The sequence below is a fragment of the Amycolatopsis sp. WAC 04169 genome, from assembly GCF_003947535.1.
Classification (GTDB): Bacteria; Actinomycetota; Actinomycetes; order Mycobacteriales; family Pseudonocardiaceae; genus Amycolatopsis; species Amycolatopsis keratiniphila.
The window spans coordinates 123714-143462 of the sequence record NZ_QHJI01000005.1 but is presented as its reverse complement, the minus strand read 5'-3'; the positions used below and the strand labels follow the sequence as shown (position 1 = coordinate 143462).

21 protein-coding genes are annotated in these 19749 nt (G+C 69.6%); 10 read left to right on the top strand and 11 right to left on the bottom strand.

Annotated features, from left to right (window positions below; translation table 11 throughout):
- Positions 1 to 18: 18 nt before the first annotated feature.
- Both DMC61_RS13385 and DMC61_RS13380 read right to left on the bottom strand, forming a co-directional pair.
- Positions 19 to 1347: a M20 family metallopeptidase gene (locus DMC61_RS13385; protein ID WP_125689556.1), complete on the bottom strand. Its 1329-nt coding sequence runs from the start codon at positions 1345 to 1347 to the stop codon at positions 19 to 21.
- The gene (locus DMC61_RS13380) at positions 1344 to 2114 is read right to left on the bottom strand and encodes a class I SAM-dependent methyltransferase (protein ID WP_125689555.1); all 771 of its coding nucleotides are present in this window, start codon (positions 2112 to 2114) and stop codon (positions 1344 to 1346) included. Before DMC61_RS13380 ends, DMC61_RS13385 begins: the two co-directional genes overlap by 4 nt.
- 141 nt (positions 2115 to 2255) lie before the next feature.
- Between DMC61_RS13380 and DMC61_RS13375 the strand changes: the two genes are divergently transcribed.
- The 3 genes from DMC61_RS13375 to DMC61_RS13365 are packed head-to-tail and all read left to right on the top strand — an operon-like array spanning position 2256 to position 5231.
- Positions 2256 to 3197, top strand: coding sequence for a DNA-3-methyladenine glycosylase (locus tag DMC61_RS13375; RefSeq protein WP_125689554.1), 942 nt, complete (start codon positions 2256 to 2258; stop codon positions 3195 to 3197).
- A gap of 35 nt (positions 3198 to 3232) precedes the next feature.
- Positions 3233 to 3946: a M50 family metallopeptidase gene (locus DMC61_RS13370; RefSeq protein ID WP_016336662.1), complete on the top strand. Its 714-nt coding sequence runs from the start codon at positions 3233 to 3235 to the stop codon at positions 3944 to 3946.
- A 52-nt stretch (positions 3947 to 3998) separates the two neighbouring features.
- Complete coding sequence (locus tag DMC61_RS13365; RefSeq protein WP_125689553.1) at positions 3999 to 5231, top strand: aldehyde dehydrogenase family protein; 1233 nt, start codon at positions 3999 to 4001, stop codon at positions 5229 to 5231.
- 137 nt (positions 5232 to 5368) lie between these two features.
- On the opposite strand, the gene DMC61_RS13360 is transcribed toward DMC61_RS13365, so the two are convergent.
- The 4 genes from DMC61_RS13360 to ccrA all read right to left on the bottom strand — a co-directional run bounded on the left by DMC61_RS13360 (position 5369) and on the right by ccrA (position 9627).
- Positions 5369 to 6508, bottom strand: a complete 1140-nt coding sequence (locus DMC61_RS13360) for an adenylate/guanylate cyclase domain-containing protein (protein ID WP_125689552.1) — start codon at positions 6506 to 6508, stop codon at positions 5369 to 5371.
- On the bottom strand, positions 6508 to 6957 hold the full coding sequence (locus DMC61_RS13355; RefSeq protein ID WP_007031721.1) for a universal stress protein: 450 nt from the start codon (positions 6955 to 6957) through the stop codon (positions 6508 to 6510). Before DMC61_RS13355 ends, DMC61_RS13360 begins: the two co-directional genes overlap by 1 nt.
- A gap of 106 nt (positions 6958 to 7063) precedes the next feature.
- Positions 7064 to 8200, bottom strand: coding sequence for a chromosome segregation protein (locus tag DMC61_RS13350; RefSeq protein ID WP_233594796.1), 1137 nt, complete (start codon positions 8198 to 8200; stop codon positions 7064 to 7066).
- A gap of 77 nt (positions 8201 to 8277) precedes the next feature.
- Positions 8278 to 9627, bottom strand: a complete 1350-nt coding sequence (ccrA, locus tag DMC61_RS13345) for a crotonyl-CoA carboxylase/reductase (protein WP_125689551.1) — start codon at positions 9625 to 9627, stop codon at positions 8278 to 8280.
- Between the two features lie 243 nt (positions 9628 to 9870).
- Here ccrA and DMC61_RS13340 point away from each other — a divergent pair, with 243 nt between their 5' ends.
- Together DMC61_RS13340 and DMC61_RS13335 are read left to right on the top strand one after the other, a co-directional pair.
- The gene (locus tag DMC61_RS13340) at positions 9871 to 10239 is read left to right on the top strand and encodes an SPW repeat protein (RefSeq protein ID WP_125689550.1); all 369 of its coding nucleotides are present in this window, start codon (positions 9871 to 9873) and stop codon (positions 10237 to 10239) included.
- Positions 10240 to 10255: 16 nt separating this feature from the next.
- On the top strand, positions 10256 to 10819 hold the full coding sequence (locus tag DMC61_RS13335) for a TetR/AcrR family transcriptional regulator (RefSeq protein ID WP_125689549.1): 564 nt from the start codon (positions 10256 to 10258) through the stop codon (positions 10817 to 10819).
- Here the strand turns inward: DMC61_RS13335 and mce are convergent.
- On the bottom strand, positions 10813 to 11262 hold the full coding sequence (gene mce / locus DMC61_RS13330) for a methylmalonyl-CoA epimerase (protein WP_125689548.1): 450 nt from the start codon (positions 11260 to 11262) through the stop codon (positions 10813 to 10815). The genes DMC61_RS13335 and mce overlap by 7 nt on opposite strands.
- 131 nt (positions 11263 to 11393) lie before the next feature.
- Here mce and DMC61_RS13325 point away from each other — a divergent pair, with 131 nt between their 5' ends.
- Positions 11394 to 12575, top strand: a complete 1182-nt coding sequence (locus tag DMC61_RS13325; protein ID WP_125689547.1) for an acetyl-CoA C-acetyltransferase — start codon at positions 11394 to 11396, stop codon at positions 12573 to 12575.
- Positions 12576 to 12580: 5 nt separating this feature from the next.
- Positions 12581 to 13549, top strand: coding sequence for a methylmalonyl Co-A mutase-associated GTPase MeaB (meaB, locus tag DMC61_RS13320; protein ID WP_125689546.1), 969 nt, complete (start codon positions 12581 to 12583; stop codon positions 13547 to 13549).
- Positions 13550 to 13552: 3 nt separating this feature from the next.
- Here the strand turns inward: meaB and DMC61_RS13315 are convergent, their stop codons facing one another.
- The gene (locus DMC61_RS13315; protein WP_125689545.1) at positions 13553 to 14140 is read right to left on the bottom strand and encodes a hypothetical protein; all 588 of its coding nucleotides are present in this window, start codon (positions 14138 to 14140) and stop codon (positions 13553 to 13555) included.
- 146 nt (positions 14141 to 14286) lie between these two features.
- On the opposite strand from DMC61_RS13315, the gene DMC61_RS13310 reads away from it, so the two are divergent.
- Positions 14287 to 14967, top strand: a complete 681-nt coding sequence (locus tag DMC61_RS13310; protein ID WP_125689942.1) for a peptidylprolyl isomerase — start codon at positions 14287 to 14289, stop codon at positions 14965 to 14967.
- Between the two features lie 74 nt (positions 14968 to 15041).
- Here the strand turns inward: DMC61_RS13310 and DMC61_RS13305 are convergent, their stop codons facing one another.
- A complete protein-coding gene (locus DMC61_RS13305; RefSeq protein WP_125689544.1) occupies positions 15042 to 16421 on the bottom strand; it encodes a PLP-dependent aminotransferase family protein in 1380 nt (459 codons plus the stop codon).
- A gap of 46 nt (positions 16422 to 16467) precedes the next feature.
- Between DMC61_RS13305 and DMC61_RS13300 the strand changes: the two genes are divergently transcribed.
- Both DMC61_RS13300 and DMC61_RS13295 read left to right on the top strand, forming a co-directional pair.
- Positions 16468 to 16932 carry a carboxymuconolactone decarboxylase family protein gene (locus tag DMC61_RS13300; protein ID WP_125689543.1) on the top strand — a complete coding sequence of 155 codons (465 nt, stop codon included), beginning with the start codon at positions 16468 to 16470 and terminating at the stop codon, positions 16930 to 16932.
- Positions 16929 to 17672, top strand: a complete 744-nt coding sequence (locus DMC61_RS13295) for an isocitrate lyase/phosphoenolpyruvate mutase family protein (RefSeq protein ID WP_125689542.1) — start codon at positions 16929 to 16931, stop codon at positions 17670 to 17672. The genes DMC61_RS13300 and DMC61_RS13295 overlap by 4 nt, the downstream gene beginning before the upstream one ends.
- 63 nt (positions 17673 to 17735) lie before the next feature.
- Here DMC61_RS13295 and DMC61_RS13290 read toward each other — a convergent pair whose 3' ends face one another.
- Positions 17736 to 19364, bottom strand: a complete 1629-nt coding sequence (locus DMC61_RS13290; protein ID WP_125689541.1) for a cation acetate symporter — start codon at positions 19362 to 19364, stop codon at positions 17736 to 17738.
- Positions 19361 to 19702, bottom strand: coding sequence for a DUF485 domain-containing protein (locus DMC61_RS13285; protein ID WP_037341746.1), 342 nt, complete (start codon positions 19700 to 19702; stop codon positions 19361 to 19363). The genes DMC61_RS13290 and DMC61_RS13285 overlap by 4 nt, the downstream gene beginning before the upstream one ends.
- Between the last annotated feature and the right edge of the window lie 47 nt (positions 19703 to 19749).

Sequence of the window (19749 nt, the reverse complement as noted above, 5' to 3'; positions counted from 1 at the left end):
AGAATTACCTGAGAGAACTCAGTCGAAGAACGCCGGCACGTCCAATGCTCCGCCCGACGCCTCGAACTCTTCGTGCACCGCGGCGCGGAGCTTCGCGTCGGCCAGGTAGTCGACGGCCGTCAGAGCCAGCCCCAGCGCGCCGTCGACGACCGCGCGATCGCCGTCGGGCGAACCGGCGGCGGCCGCGAACTCCTTGGTGTGCAAGGCGGTCGTCGGTCCGGCGATGGCGATCATCGGGTGGATCGCGGGCATCCGGTACGAGAGGTTGCCTAGGTCGGTGGAGCCGGTGAGGAATTCGGGCACGATCCCCGGCGGCAGCGGTTTGCGGCCGGCGTCGACCTGATGCACCGACCAGCGTCCGGCGAGCGTGGTGTTGAACCGGATCGGCAGATACGCGGGCTGGGCGTCCCAGCGGAGTTCGACTCCGCAGCCGGTCATCTCCGCCGCGCCGCGCGCGATCGCCGAAACCCGCTCGGCGAGGTCGCGCAGTGTGTCCGGCTGCGCGGACCGGAGATAGAACAGCAGCGCCGCGCGTTCGGGGACCACGTTCGGCCGCGCGCCGCCGTCGGTGAAGACGCCGTGGACGCGGTCGCTGGAGGGAAGATGCTGCCGAAGCGCCGCGACACCCTGGTATGCCGCGACGGCGGCGTCGAGCGCGTTGCGCCCCATGAACGGCTGAGCCGACGCGTGCGCGCCGACGCCGTGGAACACCATCTCCAGCTGCCGCCTGCCGAGGAACGGGTGCATGGCGATGTCGTGGCTGAACGGATGCAGCATGAGCACGGCGTCGACGTCGTCGAAAACGCCGGCGCGGGCCATGGTCTCCTTGCCGCCACCGCCTTCCTCCGCCGGCGTGCCGATCAGCGAGACCCGGCCGCCCAGCCGTTGCGCGACCGCGGCGGCGCCGAGGAAACCGCCCGCGCCGGCGGTGCAGATGACGTTGTGCCCGCAGCCGTGGCCGAGCCCGGGGAGCGCGTCGTACTCGGAGAGGACCGCGATATGCGGGCCGCTGCCGGGGGTCGTCGCGACCAGGGCGGTGTCGAGCCCGCCCGCGCCGATCGTCACCTCGTGGCCGTGCCGTTCGAGCAGGTCACCGAGCGCCCGGACCGAGCGGTGCTCGGCGAAACCCTCTTCGGGGTGAGCGTGCAGGTCTTGGCTCAACTCCACCAATTCCGCCTGCAGCGCGCGGATCTCGGAGCTGACGGCGTCCCGTGTCGCGGCGTCCGCGCCGTCATGGGGCGAACCGAGGGGTTCGGCCGCGGCGACGGCGTCCGCGGTCGCTTCGACCAGCGAGCGGAGGTAGCTGTCGTCGGGAGGAATCGGCGAAGCGTGCTCAGAGCGGATCATTTCCGGATGTTAACTCCTAGCTCGCCCGTGACGATCTGCGTGACACCGGAGTACCGCTCGCCGATGTGGTCGAAGCCGCGCCGGACCAGTTTCCTCGCGATCTCGCCGCGATCGAACATCCGCTGCCCGCTCAGCCTGCCGAGCACGGTGTCCGCCAGCCGCCTCGGCTGATCGCCGTGCCGGGCGCTGGTCAGCAGCACCAGCGAGCCGCCGGGTTTCAGCACGCGGGCGAACGAATCCAGGGCCGCGTCCGGGTCGGCGAACATGTGCAGCGCGGCGAAGCAGCAGACGGCGTCCACAGTGGAATCGTCGAGCGGCAGATCGACGGCGTCGGCGCGCAGGTACGTCACCGAGGCGGGATTGGTCGCGGCGAGGGCCTTCTCCAGCATGGTGACCGAACCGTCGAGGCCGATGGAGAGCCCGTCCGGGCCGACGGCCTCGCCGAACGCGCGGGTGAACCGGCCGGTGCCGCACGCGACGTCCAGCGCGACCTGCCCGGGGCGCAGGCCGAGCGCTTCGGTCGCGATGCGAACTTCGTCCGCCATGCTCGGGCCGGTCAGTCCTTTCGCGACCCTGCCCAGCGTCGGACGCCAGTACCGCTCGTAGATCATCGGCACGGCGGAGGTGCGCATCAGCCACTGCGCGAGCCCGGTCGGCGGCCCCGCCTGCGAGATTTCTCCCAGCAGATCAAGGAATCCCTTGCCCTCGGCGGTGGACGTGGTGCCCGGCCGCAGCAGGCTCTTCAGACGTTCGCGATGGTCCGGCATGGCTGCTCCCTTCACGATGTTCACCCGAGAATCTGCCATGACCGGCCCATTCGCGACATTCCCGCCGCCGCGACCCGAAACTGTCGGTGGCCCTCTCTAACGTCGGAGGAAGTCGCCGTTCCCCAGCCGAAGGAGCCCGAAATGACCGGCTCGATCCTGCAGCACACCGCCTCGACCACGCTTCGTATCCCGGTGCGCGGCCCGTTCGATCTCGACAAGTCCATCCGCTTCCTGACCGATTTCCCGCCCGCGTGCCGCGCGGACGCCGCCGCCGAGCCCGGCACCCTGCGCTTCGCCTTCCCCGCCGAAGCGGGTTGGGAGCACGTCGGTGCGGCCGTCAGACAGAGATCGCCCGGCACGATCGAGGTGGAGGTCTTCGCCGAAGAAGGGCTCGCCGTCGAGGTCGGCGCCCAGGTCCGGCGGATCCTCTCGGTGGATGTCGACGGTGTCGGCTTCGCCAAGATCGGCACGGCGGATCCGGTGGTGCGCCGCCTGCAGCAGGAGCATCCCGGGTTGCGCCCCGTGCTGTTCCATTCGCCCTACGAAGCGGCCTGCTGGGCGATCCTCAGCCATCGGACGCGGATGTCGCAGGCCGCCACGGTGAAAAGGCGGCTCGCCGAGGAGTTCGGCAGGCCGGTGGACGTCGGCGGGCACGTCCTCAGGTCGTTCCCCGGGCCGGACGTGCTGGCCGGGCCCGAAGCCGGGCGCGGTCTGCCGGAGGTGAAGGCCGAGCGGTTGCGCGCGGTGGCCAACGCCGCCAAGGACGGTCTGCTCGACGCCGCGTACCTGCGCGCGATGCCGGTGCCGGACGCGTTGCGCTGGTTGCAGCTCCTGCCGGGGATCGGCCCGTTCTCGGCGCAGCTGATCCTGATCCGGGGCGCCGGGCATCCCGACGTCTTCCCCGCCGGCGAGCCGCGGCTTGAGGAGGCGATGCGCGCCGCGTACGACCTGCCGGAGGCGCCGCCCGAGGAGTTGGAGGAGCTTTCCGCGGTCTGGCGGCCGTTCCGCAGCTGGGTGGCCTTCGCCCTGCGCAACGACCCGGAGTTTCGCACGCGGGGGATCGGAGGTTCCATGACCGCCTGACACAGGACATATCCGGCCTGTGGTGAGCTGGTGAGGTGAGCTCGTCTCCCGCCGAAACGGTTTCCGACATCGCCCAGTCCACTCCGCCCGGCACGATCACCCTGGTCACCGGTGGTCTCGCACTGCTCGTGGTGCTCTCGGGCAGGCCTTGGCGGATCGCCCGCAACCTGATCACGCTCGTCCACGAGGCAGGCCACGCGCTGGCGGCGGTGCTGGTCGGACGACGGCTGCAGGGCATCAAGCTGCATTCGGACACCTCCGGCGTCACCGTCTCCCGCGGCAAACCGGAGGGGCCGGGGATGGCGTTCACCGCGCTGGCCGGGTATCCGGCGGCCGCGGTGCTCGGGCTGGTGTTCGCGGGGCTGCTCTCGTCGGACCTGATCACCGTCGTGCTGGTCGTGATGGCCCTGATGCTGCTGGGTGTGCTGGTGATGGTGCGCAACACCTACGGCGTGTTCACCGTGGTCGCCACCTCGGTGGTGCTCGGGCTGGTCGCGCTGGTGGCGCCGTCGTGGTTCCAGGCGATCTTCGTCTACCTGCTGACCTGGTTCCTGCTGTTCGGTGGCGTCCGGCCGGTGGTCGAGCTGCAGATCAAGCGGCGCCGGGGAGCGGCGAGGGATTCCGACGCCGACCAGCTCGGCAGGCTCACCGGAATGCCCGCGGTGCTGTGGGTGCTGGTCATGGCCGTGCTGACGGTGAGCTGTCTCTTCGCGGGCGGGCTGTGGCTGCTGGAGCCGACCGTCGCCTGAGCGGGGCGGTACGGCAGACTGATGGCTCGTTCCGCGCGGAAGGAGTCAGCAGATGGACGAGGTCGCCAAGGCCGTCGAGGAATGCGCTCGATCGGCGAAACGGGCCGCGCCGTCGCTGGCCGCGGCCTCCCCGGAAGCGATCGACGCCGCGCTGAACGCCATGGCGGACAAGCTCGTCGAGCACGCCGACGTCGTGCTGGAGGCGAACCAGGCCGACATCGCCAAGGCGCGCGAAGACGGGATGAGCGCGGGCCTGCTCGACCGGCTCACCATCACCCCCGAGCGGCTGACCGGCATGGCCGAACAGCTCCGTCTCCTGGCGGGAGCGCCGCATCAGGAGCGCTCCGTCGACGTGTCCACTTTGGACGGTGGGCTGCGGCTGGTGGAGCGCCGCCGCCCGGTCGGCGTGATCGGCGCGAACTACGAGGCGCGCCCGAACGTCACGGTCGACGTCGCGTCGCAGCTGGTGAAGTCGCGCAACGGCGGCGTGCTCCGCACGGGCTCCGCCGCGCTCGGCTCGGCCAAGCGCCTGCGCGAGACCGTGATCGCGCCCGCGCTCTCCGAGGCGGGCATCGACCCGGACGTCATCCAGCTGGTGCCGCGCGCCGAACGGGAAGCGGCCTCCGCGCTGGTCCGGTTCCCCGCGCTCGTGCCGCTGGTCATCCTGCGCGGCAGCGGTGACAGCACCAGGGCGCTGGCGACCGAAGCGGCCGTCCACGGCGTCCGCACGCTGGCCCACGCCGACGGCGGCGGCGTGCTGTACGTCGACGAAGCGGCCGACACCGACAAGGTGCGCGACCTGGTCTTCAACAGCCTTGACCGGCTCGGCGTCTGCAACCGGCTGAACCTGCTGCTGATCCACGAAGACGCGCACGACCGCGTGTGGCCCGGCATCTCCGGCGCGCTGGCCGAGCGCGGTGTCACGCCGTCGCTCGCCCCGCACGAGCACGCCATCGGCTACGAGTGGGCACTCGACTCGGACCGCGAAGCGACCGTCACCGTCGCGAAGGTCTCCGGCCTGCCCGAGGCGGCGGAGATCGCCAACGAGCGGACCTCGGGCCTGGCCGCCGGCATCGCGACCGAAAGCAGCGAAGCCGCCGACGCGTTCTTCGACGCGTACACCGGCACCGGCGTCTTCTGGAACGCCCCGACCCGGCTGCTCGACGGCTTCAAGCTCCTCGCCGTTCCCGAGACCGGCATCAACCTGGACAAGGTCCCCGGCCCGCGCGGCCCGGTCACCTACACCGACCTCTACGTGCGGCAATACGCCGTGCTGCCCGTCTGACGGGCTTCGCTCCCTTCCCAGATGTCATGAAAGGGTCGTTCAGGACAAAAAATGTCCTGAACGACCCTTTCATGACACTTGGCCACGCCGGCCCGCAAAAGTGGTAGCAAAGGTCCCTTGCTCTCCCCGGCAGGGGATCAGCGCCGCCGCCGCTTCGACCGAGGCCGGGGCGGCAACGAGTCCGCGGTGGCGTCCTCGACCACGTCCGAGGCGGGCTCCGGAGTGGGGTCGGCCAGTCCCAGCATCTCCGCCGCGAGCTGCTGCGAAGACGCGAACATGCCCGCGGGCCGGTCGCGCGCCCGGCGCAGCGACGAAGGCCGCAGCCGGTTGTACCCACGCACCGACACCGGCCGCCGCGTGCGGACCTCGAACTGCGGGAATTCCGAGAGTTCGGTGGCGAGTTCCTTGTCCACCAGGATGGTGCCCGGCCGCGCGGTCGAGGTGAGGCGGGCGGCGAGGTTCACGACCGAGCCGTAGACGTCGCCGAACCGGCTGAGGATCCGGCCCGAAGCCAGACCGGCGCGCACGGAGGGCAGGGCTTCGTCGGCGTCGGCGCGTTCGGACAGGGCGAGGGCGATCTCGGCGCCGTCGACGGCGGAATCGGCGACGAACAGGACCTCGTCGCCGATCATCTTCACGATCCGCCCGTGGTGATCGGCGATCACCTCGGTGGCGACGGATTCGAACCGGTCGAGGATGTCGGTGAGCTCGTCCTCGTCGACCTGCCTGGTCAGCCGGGTGTAGCCGACCATGTCGACGAACCCGACCACCTCGGTCCTGGCCTCGAGGTCTTCGTCGGGCTGTGCCATCGCGCGGCCCGCGTAGGCGGCGAGGTGACGGCGCCAGACGAACTCCTGCACCTTCTCCAGCTCGGGCAGCAGCCGTTCGACGAGCCGCCCGATCTGGCGTTCGCTGCTGCCGATCTCCTTGTTCTCGGTGATCATCGTCCACAGCATGTGGACCTGCCATTCCGCGAGCCGCGAAAGGTGCTGGCCCAGCGCGCGGGTCACGGCGAGCTCGATACTCGGGTCGATCAGCCCCGAGTTCATCAGCTGGTCCGCCGTGCGGATCGCTTCGATGTCGGCGTCGGTGAAGACGACCTCGTCGTCATCGACGGTCGCGAAGCCCAGCGCACGCCAAAGCCGCCGAGAGCGTTCCTCGGGAACGCCTGCCTTCTCGGCGACTTCGAGCCGGGTGTACTTGCGTTTTCCGCCGAGCAGGATCCGTTCGAGGCGCTGTTGAAGCGCGTCGGGCGAGATCTCGCCGGGTTCGGGCATCAGGTGGTGTGGACGATGAGCACGTCCACCCCGGACTTCCGCGCGACTTCGGACGGCACGGAGCCGAGGATGCGGCCCGCGAGCGTGTTCAGCCCGCGGTTGCCGACCACCAGCAGGTCCGCGGAGCGCTCGGCGACGACCTTGCGCAGCGAGTCGACCGGGTCACCGACGACCGCCGCGGTCTCGATGGTCTTCGCGCCGGCCTTCGCCGCCCGGTCGCGGGCGGACAGGAGGGTGTCTTCGGCCGGCGCCGAGCCCACCACCTGGTACGCCTCGTCACCGAGGACGTCCTGCGCCTTCTCCACGTCGCCCTTGTTGGCGGGGTAGTAGGCGCACACGATGACCAGGGTCGCTCCGGAGTCCCCGGCGACGCCCGCCGCGCGGTCGACCGCGGCGAACGAGGAATCCGATCCGTCCGTGCCCACGACCACGGTCCGATATGCAGCCATCCGCAACCTCCACCGATCTGACAGCCCGCACCTGCGTGCGAGCAGCGACGATAACCGCTCGTCGGCGGCCCCGCAGGTCCGTCGTGAGCACGGTCGGGTGAAAAGGTTACTCGCCAGTCGGTTTCTGCGCTGCCGCAGGTCGCGGTGAAGGCTTCGCGCCGGATGTGGCCTTCGGCACATCGGCCGTCCGGAGCTGCACGGTGGCTTCCGCGTCGGGCGACGGCTTCGCCTTCAGGTCCGCCGGGACGTGCGGCTCGTCGCCGAGCACGTGCGTCGCCTCGGCGAGCGCGGTCCGCGCGGTGCGGACCTGCTCGGCCAGGCTGGAGCGCACCTTGCGGAGCGCTTCGACCCGTTCGGTGGCCTGTGTGATCCGCCGGTTGGACTCTTCGGTGGCCTGCCGGACGCGGCGGCGTGCCTCGTCGGCCGCCTCGGCGAGCCGGGCGTTGGCCTCGGTGATCGAGTCCTGCTTGCGCTTGTTGGCGTCGGCGACGGACTCGCGCTGACGGCGTTCGATGTCGGCCTTGGCCGCCGTCTCCTCTTCGAGCACCTTCGCGCGGATGGCGGCGGCGTCCTCGGTGGCCTCGCGGACACGGCGGGCGGCTTCGGCCTTGCTCGCGGCCTCCTGCTCGGCCAGCGCGTGCATGGCTTCGGTGCGCCGCGACGCCATCGCGATCTCGAAGTCCTCCTCGACCTGCGTGCGGCGCTGCTGCGCCTCGGCGTCGAGCTTGTCGCGCTCGGCCTTCGCCTTGTCGGTGATGTCCTTCGCCTCGGCGCGGGCCTTCTCCAGCACGCCGCGGTGCTCGGCCTCCATCTCCTTGCGACGGAGGTCGAGCTCGTTGAGCAGCTGCTCGTAGCGGGCCCGCATGGCGCTCGCGTCGGTCTCCGCCTTGGCGCGGATGTGCCCGGCTTCGGCTTCCGCGCGCGCCTTGGTGTCGGCGGCCTCGTCCTGCGCGAGCCGCAACATCCGCTGCAGGCGCTCGGAAAGGCCTTCGACACTCGTCGGCGGCTGGGCGAGCCGGTCGACCTGCCCGCGCAGGTCCGCGATCTCGCCGCGTGCGATCTCCAGCTGCCGTGCCAGGTCGCCCGCCTGTCCGATGGCGGCATCGCGATCGGCGGTGAGCATCTTCAGATCGGCGTCAAGCCGTTCGAGATGTTCGTCGACCTGCGCACGGCTGTAACCGCGCTTCGCCACGTCGAAGCCGGCTCCCAGCGGCACTAGCTCCCGTTCCTCGCCAAGGCTCATCCTTCTACCGTAGTCGAGCTGGAGTCACGGAAGGGTGAGCACCCACGCAACGCGCGGCGAAAGCGCGTTCTGGCGCGCTAAACGTTCCGGAAGGCGTTGATCCCGTCGATGTGCTTTTCGCGCAGCTCGTGGTTGCGGACACCCAGACCTTCTTCCGGCGCAAGGGCGAGCACGCCGACCTTGCCTTGATGTGCGTTGCGGTGGACGTCCAGCGCGGCCTGTCCGGTGTCCTCGAGCGCGTAGGTCTTCGACAGCGTCGGGTGGATCAGACCTTTCGCGATCAGCCGGTTCGCCTCCCACGACTCGCGGTAGTTCGCGAAGTGGCTGCCGATGATCCGCTTCAGGTTCATCCACAGGTAGCGGTTGTCGTACTGATGCATGTAGCCCGAAGTCGACGCACACGTGACGATCGTGCCGCCCTTGCGCGCGGCGTACACGGAAGCACCGAAGGTTTCGCGGCCCGGGTGCTCGAAGACGATGTCCGGGTCCTCGCCGCCGGTCAGCTCGCGGATCTTCTTGCCGAACCGCTGCCACTCCTTCGGGTCCTGGTTGTGCTCGTCCTTCCAGAACTTGTAGCCCTCACCGGTGGCGCTGCTGCGGTCGATGATCAGCTCCGCGCCCAGCTTCCGGCAGATCTCCGCCTTCTCGGGGCTGGAGACCACGCACACCGGGATGGCGCCGCCGTTGAGCGCGTACTGCGTCGCGTAGGAGCCGAGGCCGCCCGAAGCGCCCCAGATCAGCACGATGTCGCCCTGCTTCATGTCGGCGCCGTTGCGCGACACGAGCTGGCGGTAGGCCGTGGAGTTCACCAGACCGGGGGAGGCGGCCTCTTCCCACGTGAGGTGGTCCGGCTTCGGCATCAGCTGGTTCGACTTCACGAGCGCGATCTCGGCGAGCCCGCCGAAGTTCGTCTCGAAACCCCAGATCCGCTGCTCGGAGTCGAGCATCGTGTCGTTGTGCCCGTCCGGGCCTTCGAGTTCCACGTTGAGGCAGTGCGCGACGACCTCGTCGCCCGGCTTCCAGTTGTGCACGCCGGGCCCGGTGCGCAGCACGACACCGGACAGGTCCGAGCCGACGACGTGATAGGGCAGGTCGTGGCGCTTCGACAGCGGCGAGAGCCGCCCGTAGCGCTCCAGGAACTTGAACGTCGACACCGGTTCGAAAATCGAGGTCCAGACGGTGTTGTAGTTGATCGCGCTCGCCATGACCGCGACCAGTGCCTCGCCCGGGCCGAGCTCCGGCACTGGGACCTCGTCCACGTGCAGCGACTTGCGCGGGTCCTTGTCCCGGCTTTCGAGGCCTTCGAACATGTCGGCCTCGTCCTTGTGCACGGTCACCCCGCGATAGGTCTCCGGCACGTCGAGCGACGCCACGGCGCCGAGGTCATCGTTCAGAATGGCCTGCTGGATCTCGCCGAGCTGCGACATCGAAACCTCCGCGAATGGGGGGACGGCGTTTGGCGGCACTGCGCCGATGTGGGCTCACCGGCAAAGAGTGGTTCGCCCAAATTACTCATGGGTAACCAGGTCCACAACTGTACGAGACGTGGAGCACGTCCACATCCCGAAGTGTTATCGACCGGTCTTGACCGGCCGGCCAACCAAGCGGACCATCGGACGTGGAGATCTCTCCGACCTGCAGGTTCAGCCGATATTCGGAGGTGAGCACGCATGAATGAACCCACGACGCGCCCTTGGAGCCGTCCCCATGACTGGGCGGAGGTGGTCATCGGTGTCGTCGTCGCGCTTTCACCCCTCTGGATGACCACGGACAACACCGCCATGTGGACGCTCGTCGTCCTCGGCGCGCTGATCGCCCTCGACGGTCTCGCGTCGCTTGCGATGCCTGGCATGGTCTACGGCGAAGGCATCCAGATCGTCCTGGGCGCGTTGCTGTTCATTTCGCCCTGGGTGATGGGATACGCCGACTTCATGGGCGCGTCCTGGACCGCTTGGATCGGTGGCGTCCTGACCGTGGTGGCCGGGGCGGCGGCGATGCCGATCGCCCAGGCGACGCATAAGACGGCGGGACAGCACTGACCCGGGAGGGAACGGCGTGAAAGAGGATTCGGCGAAACAGCGCATCCTGCGAGCCGCGGAGGCGCTCTTCGCCGAATCCGGTTTCGACGCCACGCCCACTTCGCGGATCGCGGAGCGGGCGGGCGTGCCGAAAGGCCTCGTGCACTACTACTTCCGGCGCAAGTCGGATCTGCTGGCCGCGCTGGTCGCCGAACTGCCCGACGCCCGGATCGAACCGGCCGTCGTGGTGGTCCCCGGCGACCTCGCGGGCAGCCTGCGTGGCCTCGTCGTGGAACTCGACAGGCGGTTCAACCGGTCGCTGGCGCTCTCACATCTGCTGTGGCGGGAGGCCGATACGCACCGCGCGGTCCGCGACGCGCTGGCCGAACGGTTCCAGCAGCTCGTCCGGCAGGTGAGGGCGGTGATCGTCGCCGCGACCGGAGGCAAGGTCGCGACCGCCGACGTCGATTCGGCGTCGGGACTGCTCGCGCGGGCGGTCAGCCACCGTCACGCGACAGCGCGGCACACCGAGGACGGGGACCCCGCCGAGATCGACCGCGAGGTCCTCTTCATCGCCTCGGCGTTGACGCGTGGTCAGTGACCGTCCTTCGCGGGCTCGACCAGTTCCACCAGCACCCCGCCCGCGTCCTTGGGGTGGACGAAGTTCACCCGGCTGTTGGACGTGCCGCGCTTCGCCTCGGCGTAGAGCAGCCGAAGTCCCTGCGCGCGCAGAGCCTCGGCGGCGGCGTCCACATCGGACACTCGATACGCCAGCTGCTGCAGCCCGGGCCCGCTCTTCGCGAGGAACTTGCCGATCGCGGAATCCTCACGCAGCGGCGCGAGGAGCTGGATCGCGGTCTCGGTCCCGGCGGTGCCCGGCGCGCGCAGCATCGCCTCGCGGACACCCTGCTCCTCGTTGATCTCCTCGTGCGCGACCTCCAGGTCGAAATGCTCGGCGTGGAAGGCGATCGCGGCGTCGAGATCGGGTACCGCGATGCCGACGTGGTCGATGGCCGTCACGAACGGTTTCAGCGCCTGGTTCATGCAGAGCAGGATAGGTCCGCGGGCGGGCGGACCGGCGTGCGCCGCCTCACACTGGCTCCATCAAGAGGCCCGCGACCCGGGTATGGTCGCGAAGACCCCCTTTGCCCTTGCGCCGATGCTTGGAGGACGCCGTGTCCGGTTCCGTGATCCTGGGTGCCGCCCGTACACCGATCGGGCGATTGCTCGGTTCCCTGAAGGATTTCTCGGGCGCGCAACTCGGCGGCTTCGCCATCAAGGCCGCGCTGGAGCAGGCCGGTGTCTCGCCGGACGCGGTCCAGTACACGATCATGGGCCAGGTGCTCACCGCGGGCGCGGGCCAGATCCCCGCCCGGCAGGCCGCGGTCGCCGCCGGTATCCCGATGAGCGTCCCGGCGCTGACCATCAACAAGGTCTGCCTCTCCGGTCTCGACGCCATCGCGCTGGCCGACCAGCTCATCCGCGCGGGTGAGTTCGACCTGATCGTGGCCGGTGGCCAGGAGTCGATGACCCAGTCGCCGCATCTGCTGCCGAAGTCCCGCGCCGGGTTCAAGTACGGCGACACCACGCTCGTCGACCACATGGCCTACGACGGTCTGTTCTGCGCCTTCGACCAGGTGGCGATGGGCTCTTCGACGGAGAAGTACAACGGCCGCTACGGGATCACCCGCGAGCAGCAGGACGAGTTCTCCGCGCGGTCGCACCAGCGTGCCGCCGCGGCCATCGCCGAGGGCCGCTTCGACGCCGAGATCGCGCCGGTGTCGATCCCGCAGCGCAAGGGCGACCCGGTCGTCTTCTCCCAGGACGAGGGCGTCCGCGCCGATACCACCGCCGAGGGCCTCGCGAAGCTGCGCCCCGCCTTCGCCTCCGATGGCACCATCACCGCCGGTTCGGCGTCGCAGATCTCCGACGGCGCGGCCGCGGTCATCGTCGCGAGCAAGGCCAAGGCCGAGGAACTGGGCCTCACCCCGCTCGCCGAGATCGGCGCGCACGGCGTGGTCGCCGGTCCGGACGCCAGCCTGCACGAGCAGCCGTCGAACGCGATCCTGGCCGCGCTGGCCAAGGAGAAGCTGACCGCGGACGCGCTCGACCTCGTCGAGATCAACGAGGCCTTCGCCGCCGTCGGCCTGGTCTCGGCCGACAAGCTCGGGCTCGACCCGGAGAAGGTGAACGTCGACGGTGGCGCCATCGCCCTCGGTCACCCGATCGGCGCGTCCGGCGCGCGGCTCGCCGTGCACCTGGTCCACGAACTCCGCCGTCGTGGCGGCGGCCTCGGCGCGGCCGCCCTCTGCGGTGGTGGCGGCCAGGGCGACGCGCTGCTCATCCGCGTTCCGTAAAGCCCTTGCCGGTACAGCTGGACATCGACGAACTGGTCGGTCGCGCGCGGGACGGCGTCCCCCGCGCGATCGCCCGGTTGCTGTCGCTGGTCGAGGACGCCCATCCGCGGTTGCCCGAAGTCGCGGCGAAATTGACGCCGCACACCGGCAACGCGCGGGTCGTCGGCCTGACCGGACCGCCCGGTGTCGGTAAGTCGACATCGACTTCGGCGCTGCTCACGGCCTTGCGGGCGAAGGGCCTGCGCGTCGGCGTGCTGGCGATCGACCCGTCGTCGCCGTTTTCCGGCGGCGCTCTGCTCGGCGACCGGATCCGGATGACCGAACACGCCACCGATCCCGGCGTGTTCATCCGGTCGATGGCCACGCGCGGCCACCTCGGCGGGCTGTCGTGGGCGACGCCGCAGGCCGTCCGGGTGCTCGACGCGGCCGGGTTCGACGTCGTGCTGATCGAGACCGTCGGCGTCGGTCAGTCCGAAGTGGACGTCGTGAAACTGGCCGACACCACGGTGGTCCTGCTCGCGCCGGGAATGGGCGACGGGATCCAGGCGGCCAAGGCGGGCGTGCTGGAGATCGCGGACGTGTTCGTGGTCAACAAGGCCGACCGCGAGGGCGCGGACGCGACCGTGCACGACCTCAAGCAGATGATCTCCTTGGTACGCCGGGAGATCCGCGGTCCGAGCTGGCGTCAGCCGATCGTGCGAACGGTGGCCTCGCGCGGCGAAGGCGTCGACGACGTCGTCCAGGCGTTGGACGAACACCACGATTGGCTGGTCGGGCGCGAAGAACTGCCCCGCCGTCGTGCGGCGCGGGCCCGGGACGAGGTCGAGGCGATCGCCGTGCAACGGTTGCGCGCGGAACTCGTCGACCTGCGTTCCGGGGACCGGCTCGCCGAACTGGCCGAACGCGTGGTCGCGCGGAAACTCGACCCGTTCGCGGCGGCCGAAGAACTCATCGCGGACCTTCGCGGCTCGTGAGGATCAGAATTCGACGTACATCTTGATGTCGCCGAAGTCGCTGTCGAGATTGTCCAGATGGGCGATCGCGTCCTCTTTCCAGACTTCGAGCTGGTTCGTCTCGCCGTAGGTGAGCTCTTCGCCGTCGGCCACCTTGTGGGCGTAGTTCGTGATCGTGACGGTCTGCCCCCGGCAGAACTCGACCCGCTCCAGGAACCTGTCCGCCATGTCGGGATCGAAGACGCGGCCCATCCGGACGTAGCCGTTGTTGATGTGCTCCTCGCAGTAGAAGTGCGCCGCGGCCGAGGCGATCCACTCGGTCAGCGTCGGTTCGCGGGGCGGCCACTTCTCCCGGACGTGCGACTTGATCTCCCTGGCGAGGCGGATGACGCGGCGCCGTTCGAGGTCGCTCAGCCCGTCCTCCTTGCGGAAGTCGAGGATCATGTCGTCGACGACCTTGGCGAGCCTGAGCATGCGCGGTTTGTCGAGTTCGGCCGGCTTCTCCGGCGGCAGCCCCGCCATGACCCGCTCGTGCACGAGGACGTACTGCGTGTACGCGTACAGGAAGGTCAGGGCGTTCAGCTGCCATTGGTGTCGTTCGGCGATCTCCACGGCTTCGACCCTAACCGCGGACCTACTTCCGGACCTGTGTGAGCGCCGGGGATTCACCCTATGCTCTCTTCTTCGTCCACGGCTGGGAGGCAGGAACCGTGCAGAGGATCGCGAAGGTCTTTGTGGCAGTGCTGGGAGCCGGGCTGATGCTCGCGGCCGGCACCGGAACGGCGTCGGCGGAAAGCGAGCCGCCGAAGGTCACGAAGGGGCCGTGCCAGTACACGCAGACGCCGGACGAGCCGGCCGCACGCCCGGTGCCGCTGCCGCCGGACCCCCGTCGTACGCCGGACCGGGGCAAGGTCCCGGTGCAGCTGAAGACCAACCAGGGCAAGATCGACCTGACCCTCGATCGGGCGAAGGCGCCCTGCACGGTGCAGAGCTTCCTGCACTTGGCGAAGCACCGCTTCTACGACCGCACGACGTGTCACCGGCTGACCGCGTACCCGACGTTGAAGGTGCTGCAGTGCGGTGACCCGAGCGGCACCGGCGAGGGCGGGCCCGGCTACAAGTATAAGGACGAACTGCCCGTCGGCCTGCCGCCCGCGCCGACCGACCCGACCGGTGAGCGCAGGGTGTATTCGCGCGGTGTCCTCGCGATGGCCAACGCGGGCCCGGCGACGAACGGGAGCCAGTTCTTCGTCGTGTACGGCGACTCCGCGCTGCGGCCGAACTACACGATCTTCGGCACCGTCGGTCACGAAGGTCTCGAGACCCTCGACGACGTCGCCGCCGGCGGCATCAAGCCGACTCCGGAGAACCCCGCCCCGGTCGACGGCGCCCCGATGCTGAAGACCGACATCCTCCGCGCCCGCGCCTGGTTCTGCTGACCCCACGCATTTAGTCCTCTGGATGCGGTGGTTGGCAGTGCGAACTACCGCATTCAGAGGACGAAATGCGGGAGTCAGGTGATTTCGAAGATGGCCTCGCGCAAGGCCTGGGTGGCGCCGCCGAAAGCGTGCTTCGCGGCGGCGCCGTACCCGATGATGAGCCCTTCGCGCTGCGGCTCGCCGATCCAGTAGCCGCTGAGGCCTTCGAGCCCGATCGCGCGACGGCGGCAGGCGGCCAGCACCTCCATCTCCCGGGGAAGGTCGCCGGGGAATTGGAGCACCAAGTGCAGCCCGGCGGAGATCCCTTGCGGCAGCACGGAATCCGGTAGGGCCGCGAGCAGTTTGTCCCGCCGGGAGCGGTACTCGATCCGGCAGCGGCGGATGTGCTGGTCGTACGCGCCGGATTCGATCAGTTCGGCCATCGCCAGCTGATCCAGCAGTGCGGGCCGTGCCCCGCTCTCGGCCAGCGCCGCGCGCACCGGTTCGACCAGGAATCGCGGCAGCACCATCCATCCCAGGCGCAGCGACGGCGCAAGCGTCTTGCTCGTCGTGCCCACGTACACGACCCGTTCCGGCGCCAGCGCCTGCAACGCGCCGACCTGCTGGTGGTCGAACCGGAACTCGCCGTCGTAGTCGTCCTCGATGACGACGGCGCCGGTCTCCTCCGCCCATCGGGTGAGTTCGGCCCGGCGCGCCGGAGCGAGCGTGACACCCAGCGGGTACTGGTGCGCCGGGGTGACCACCACCGCCGGGCTGTCCAAAGAGGACACCGTGATCCCGTGGTCGTCGACGGGGACGCCGACCACGCGGGGACCGTTGGCGGCGGCGATGTTCCGGTAGATGTGCAACGACGGGTTCTCGAACGCGATCTCGTCCGCGCCGCGCGCGTGCAGGACCCGCGCCAGGATCGCGATCGCGTGCGAGAACCCGGAGCACACCAGGATCCTCGCGGGGTCGGCGATCACGCCGCGGCTGCGCGCGAGGTACGCGGCGAGCGTCTCCCGCAGTTCCGCCGCACCCGACTCGGCCGTGTAGTCGAACGCCGTCATCGGTGCCCGGTGCAGCGCCCGCCGGGTCGCCGCGAGCCAGGCGGCGCGGGGGAACGCGGACAGGTTCGGCCTTCCGGGACGCAGGTCCCAGCGCGGCGCCGGGTCGCGGGGGACGGGCCTCGGCGCCGACGCGGGCAGGGCGCCCGCCGTCGCGACGCGGGTCGGCGCGCCCTGCGCAGTCCGCAGGTAGCCCTCGGCGGCGAGATCGGCGTAGACGCGGGTGACCGTTCCCCTGGCGACGCCGAGGTCCTGCGCCAGTGCCCTGGTCGAGGGCACCGCGGCCCCCGCCTGCCAGCGCCCTTCCCGGATGGCCGCGCGGATCGCCGTCGCGAGCCCGGTCCGGCCGCTTTCGGGACGCCAGTCCAGGTGGACGTCTATTCCCGAACTGGACCACGAATCTGTCATGACACTGGACCATACTCGTGGGCCAGTCGCCGCTAGATTCACAGTCATGACCGAGCGAATCCACGTGGGCAAACGAGTGCCCGAGATCTACCAGGCCATGGCGAAGCTCCAGGCCGAAGTCGAAAAGTCCGCCGCCAACGCCGGTGTCGACCAGAAGATCCTCGAACTGGTGAAGATGCGCTCTTCGCAGATCAACCACTGCGCGTTCTGCCTCGACATGCACTCCCACGACGCGTTGCAGATGGGCGAGTCGCCGCGACGGCTGTTCGTGCTGCAGGGCTGGCGGGAGACCGAACTGTTCACCGAGCAGGAGCGTGCCGCGCTCGCGCTCACCGAGGCGATCACGAACGTCGCGACCCTGCACGACGTCCCGGACGACGTCTACGAAGAGGCCACCCGCGTCTTCACCGAGGAGCAGTACCGCGCGATCGTCTGGGAGGCCATCGCGATCAACAGCTGGAACCGGATGTGCGTGACCAGCCACGCGCCGCTGCCCGAGCGCGCCGAATGACCGCGGCGCGGCTGCGGGAGCTGCACGTCGCGGGCGAGCCGCTCCTCCTGCCGAACGCGTGGGACGCAGACAGCGCGCGTCTCGTGGAGGCCGCCGGGTTCCCGGTCGTGGCGACGAGTTCCTTCGCCGTGGCCAAGGTCCTCGGGTACGAGGACGGGGAGGACGCGCCCGCCGAAGAGATGTTCGCGGCGGCCGCGAGGATCGCGCGGGCGGTCTCGGTGCCGGTGACCGTCGACGCGGAAGGCGGATACGGGCTCGGAGCGGGAGAACTCGCGGCGAGGCTGGCCGAGGTGGGCGCCGTCGGCTGCAACTACGAGGACACCGACCACGCCTCGGGCGGGGTGCTCCCGCTCGAAGCGCAGGCGGGACGGGTCGCGGAGTTGCGCGAGGCCGCCGGGGACGCGCTGGTGATCAACGCCCGCGTCGACGTCTTCCTCGGCGCGTCCGACGAGCGGGCCGTGCTGGGCGACGCCATCTTGCGGGCCAAGGCGTATCTGGAGGCCGGCGCGGACTGCGTCTACCCGATCATGGTGAAGTCGCCGGAAGTGCTGGGCGAGTTCGTGAAGGCGGTGGCACCGGGGGCGGTCAACGCCGCTCCGATGCCTTCGGGCCCCGACCTCTCCGCGCTCGCCGCACTGGGGGTGGCGCGGATCTCGCTGGGCACCGGGCTGTGGAAGTCGGCAAGGGCCGATCTCCGCGCGAAGCTGGCCGAACTGACGGCGGGGAAACTGCCGTACTGAGGGAAATGGGAACCGGGACGGTGCGGCCGGGGGCGTTGGATGCCGGCCGCACCGTCCCGGCGATCAGTGGGCGACGGCCTTCTCGGCGCCCGCTCCGGTGAGGGACCGGACCTCCATCTCGGCGTACTTCTTCTGGTTGTGCTCCTTGGACAACACGGTCCCGAGCCAGCCGAGGAAGAACGCCACGGGGATCGAGACGAGACCCGGGTTGTCCAGCGGGAACCAGTGGAAGTCGACACCCTGGATCATCGACGCGCTCTTGCCGGTCTTCGGATCGACAGGCTTCCCCGAGACAGCGGGCGAGAACACGATCAGCACGATGCAGACCGCGAGACCGCCGTAGATGCTCCACAGCGCGCCCTGGGTGTTGAACCGCTTCCAGAACAGCGAGTACAGGATGGTCGGCAGGTTCGCCGACGCCGCCACCGCGAACGCGAGTGCCACCAGGAACGCGATGTTCTGCCCGTTGGCGAGGATGCCACCGAGGATCGCGACCGCGCCGATCACCAGCGCGGTGATCCGGGCGACCTTCACCTCCGAGGCCGGGCTCGCCTTGCCCTTCTTGATCACACTGGCGTAGACGTCGTGCGCGAACGACGCCGACGCGGTGATCGTCAGCCCCGCGACCACGGCGAGGATCGTCGCGAACGCGATCGCCGCGATCAGGCCCAGCAGGATCGGGCCACCGAGTTCCAGCGCCAGCAGCGGGGCCGCCGAGTTCACGCCACCGGGCGCGGCCTTGATCTTGTCCGCACCGACCAGCGCGCCCGCCCCGTAGCCGAGCACCAGGGTGAAGAGGTAGAAGACGCCGATCAAGGCGATCGCCCACACCACGGAACGACGGGCTTCCTTCGCCGTCGGCACGGTGTAGAAGCGCATCAGGACGTGCGGCAGGCCCGCGGTACCGAGCACCAGCGCGATGCCCAGCGACAGGAAGTCGAGCTTCGTCGTGCCGGTCTTGCCGTACTGGTTGCCCGGCCCGAGCAGTGCCTCACCGGCCTTGCCCGCCTTGTCCACGGCGCCCTGCAGCAGCGCGGAAAGGTTGAAGCCGTACATGCCCAGCACCCACAGCGTCATCGCCAGCGCGCCGACGATGAGCAGCGCCGCCTTGATGATCTGGACCCAGGTGGTGCCCTTCATCCCGCCGATGAGCACGTAGGCGATCATGATGATGCCGACGATCACGATGATCGCGGCCTGTCCCGCCTTGCTCTCGATCCCGAGCAGCAACGCGACGAGACCACCGGCACCCGCCATCTGCGCGAGCAGGTAGAAGAACGAGACGGCCAGGGTGGACGTCGCCGCCGCGGCCCGCACCGGGCGCTGCTTCATGCGGAACGCCAGCACGTCGCCCATGGTGAACTTGCCGGTGTTGCGCAGCAGTTCGGCGACCAGCAGCAAGGCGACCAGCCACGCCACCAGGAAGCCGATGGAGTAAAGGAAACCGTCGTAGCCGTAGATGGCGATGGCGCCCGCGATCCCGAGGAACGACGCGGCGGACAGGTAGTCGCCCGCGATGGCGACGCCGTTCTGCGGACCGGTGAACGCGCGGCCGGCGGCGTAGTAGTCCGACGCCGTCTTCGTGTTGCGGCTCGCCCGGAACACGACGAACAGCGTGACCACCACGAACAGGCCGAAGATGGTGATGTTGAGTACGGGGCTGCTGCCCTCGACTCCGGCGGCGAGGTTCATTTGGCTTCACTCTCGATGTCCGTGCGGATCTTCTCCGCGATGGGGTCGAGTTTCTTGTTCGCGTAGCGGACGTAGAGCCCCGTGATCACGAACGTCGAAACGAACTGCAGCAGCCCGAAGACCAGGCCGACGGTGATGTTGCCGACCAGCTTCGTGCTCATGAAGCCGTGCGCGTAGTCGGCGAGCAGCACGTAGAGCAGGTACCAGAGAAGGAACAACGCCGAGACGGGGAAGACGAACCGGCGCAACCGAGCCCGCAGTTCCTTGAACTCCGCGCTGTCATGGGCTTTGTCCCAGTCCGTTTCCGGCGGACTGGGAGCGTTCGTTTCGGTACTCATCGTGCTCTCCTCGCACCGCGAATGTGTTCCGCGACACGTTAAGGAGA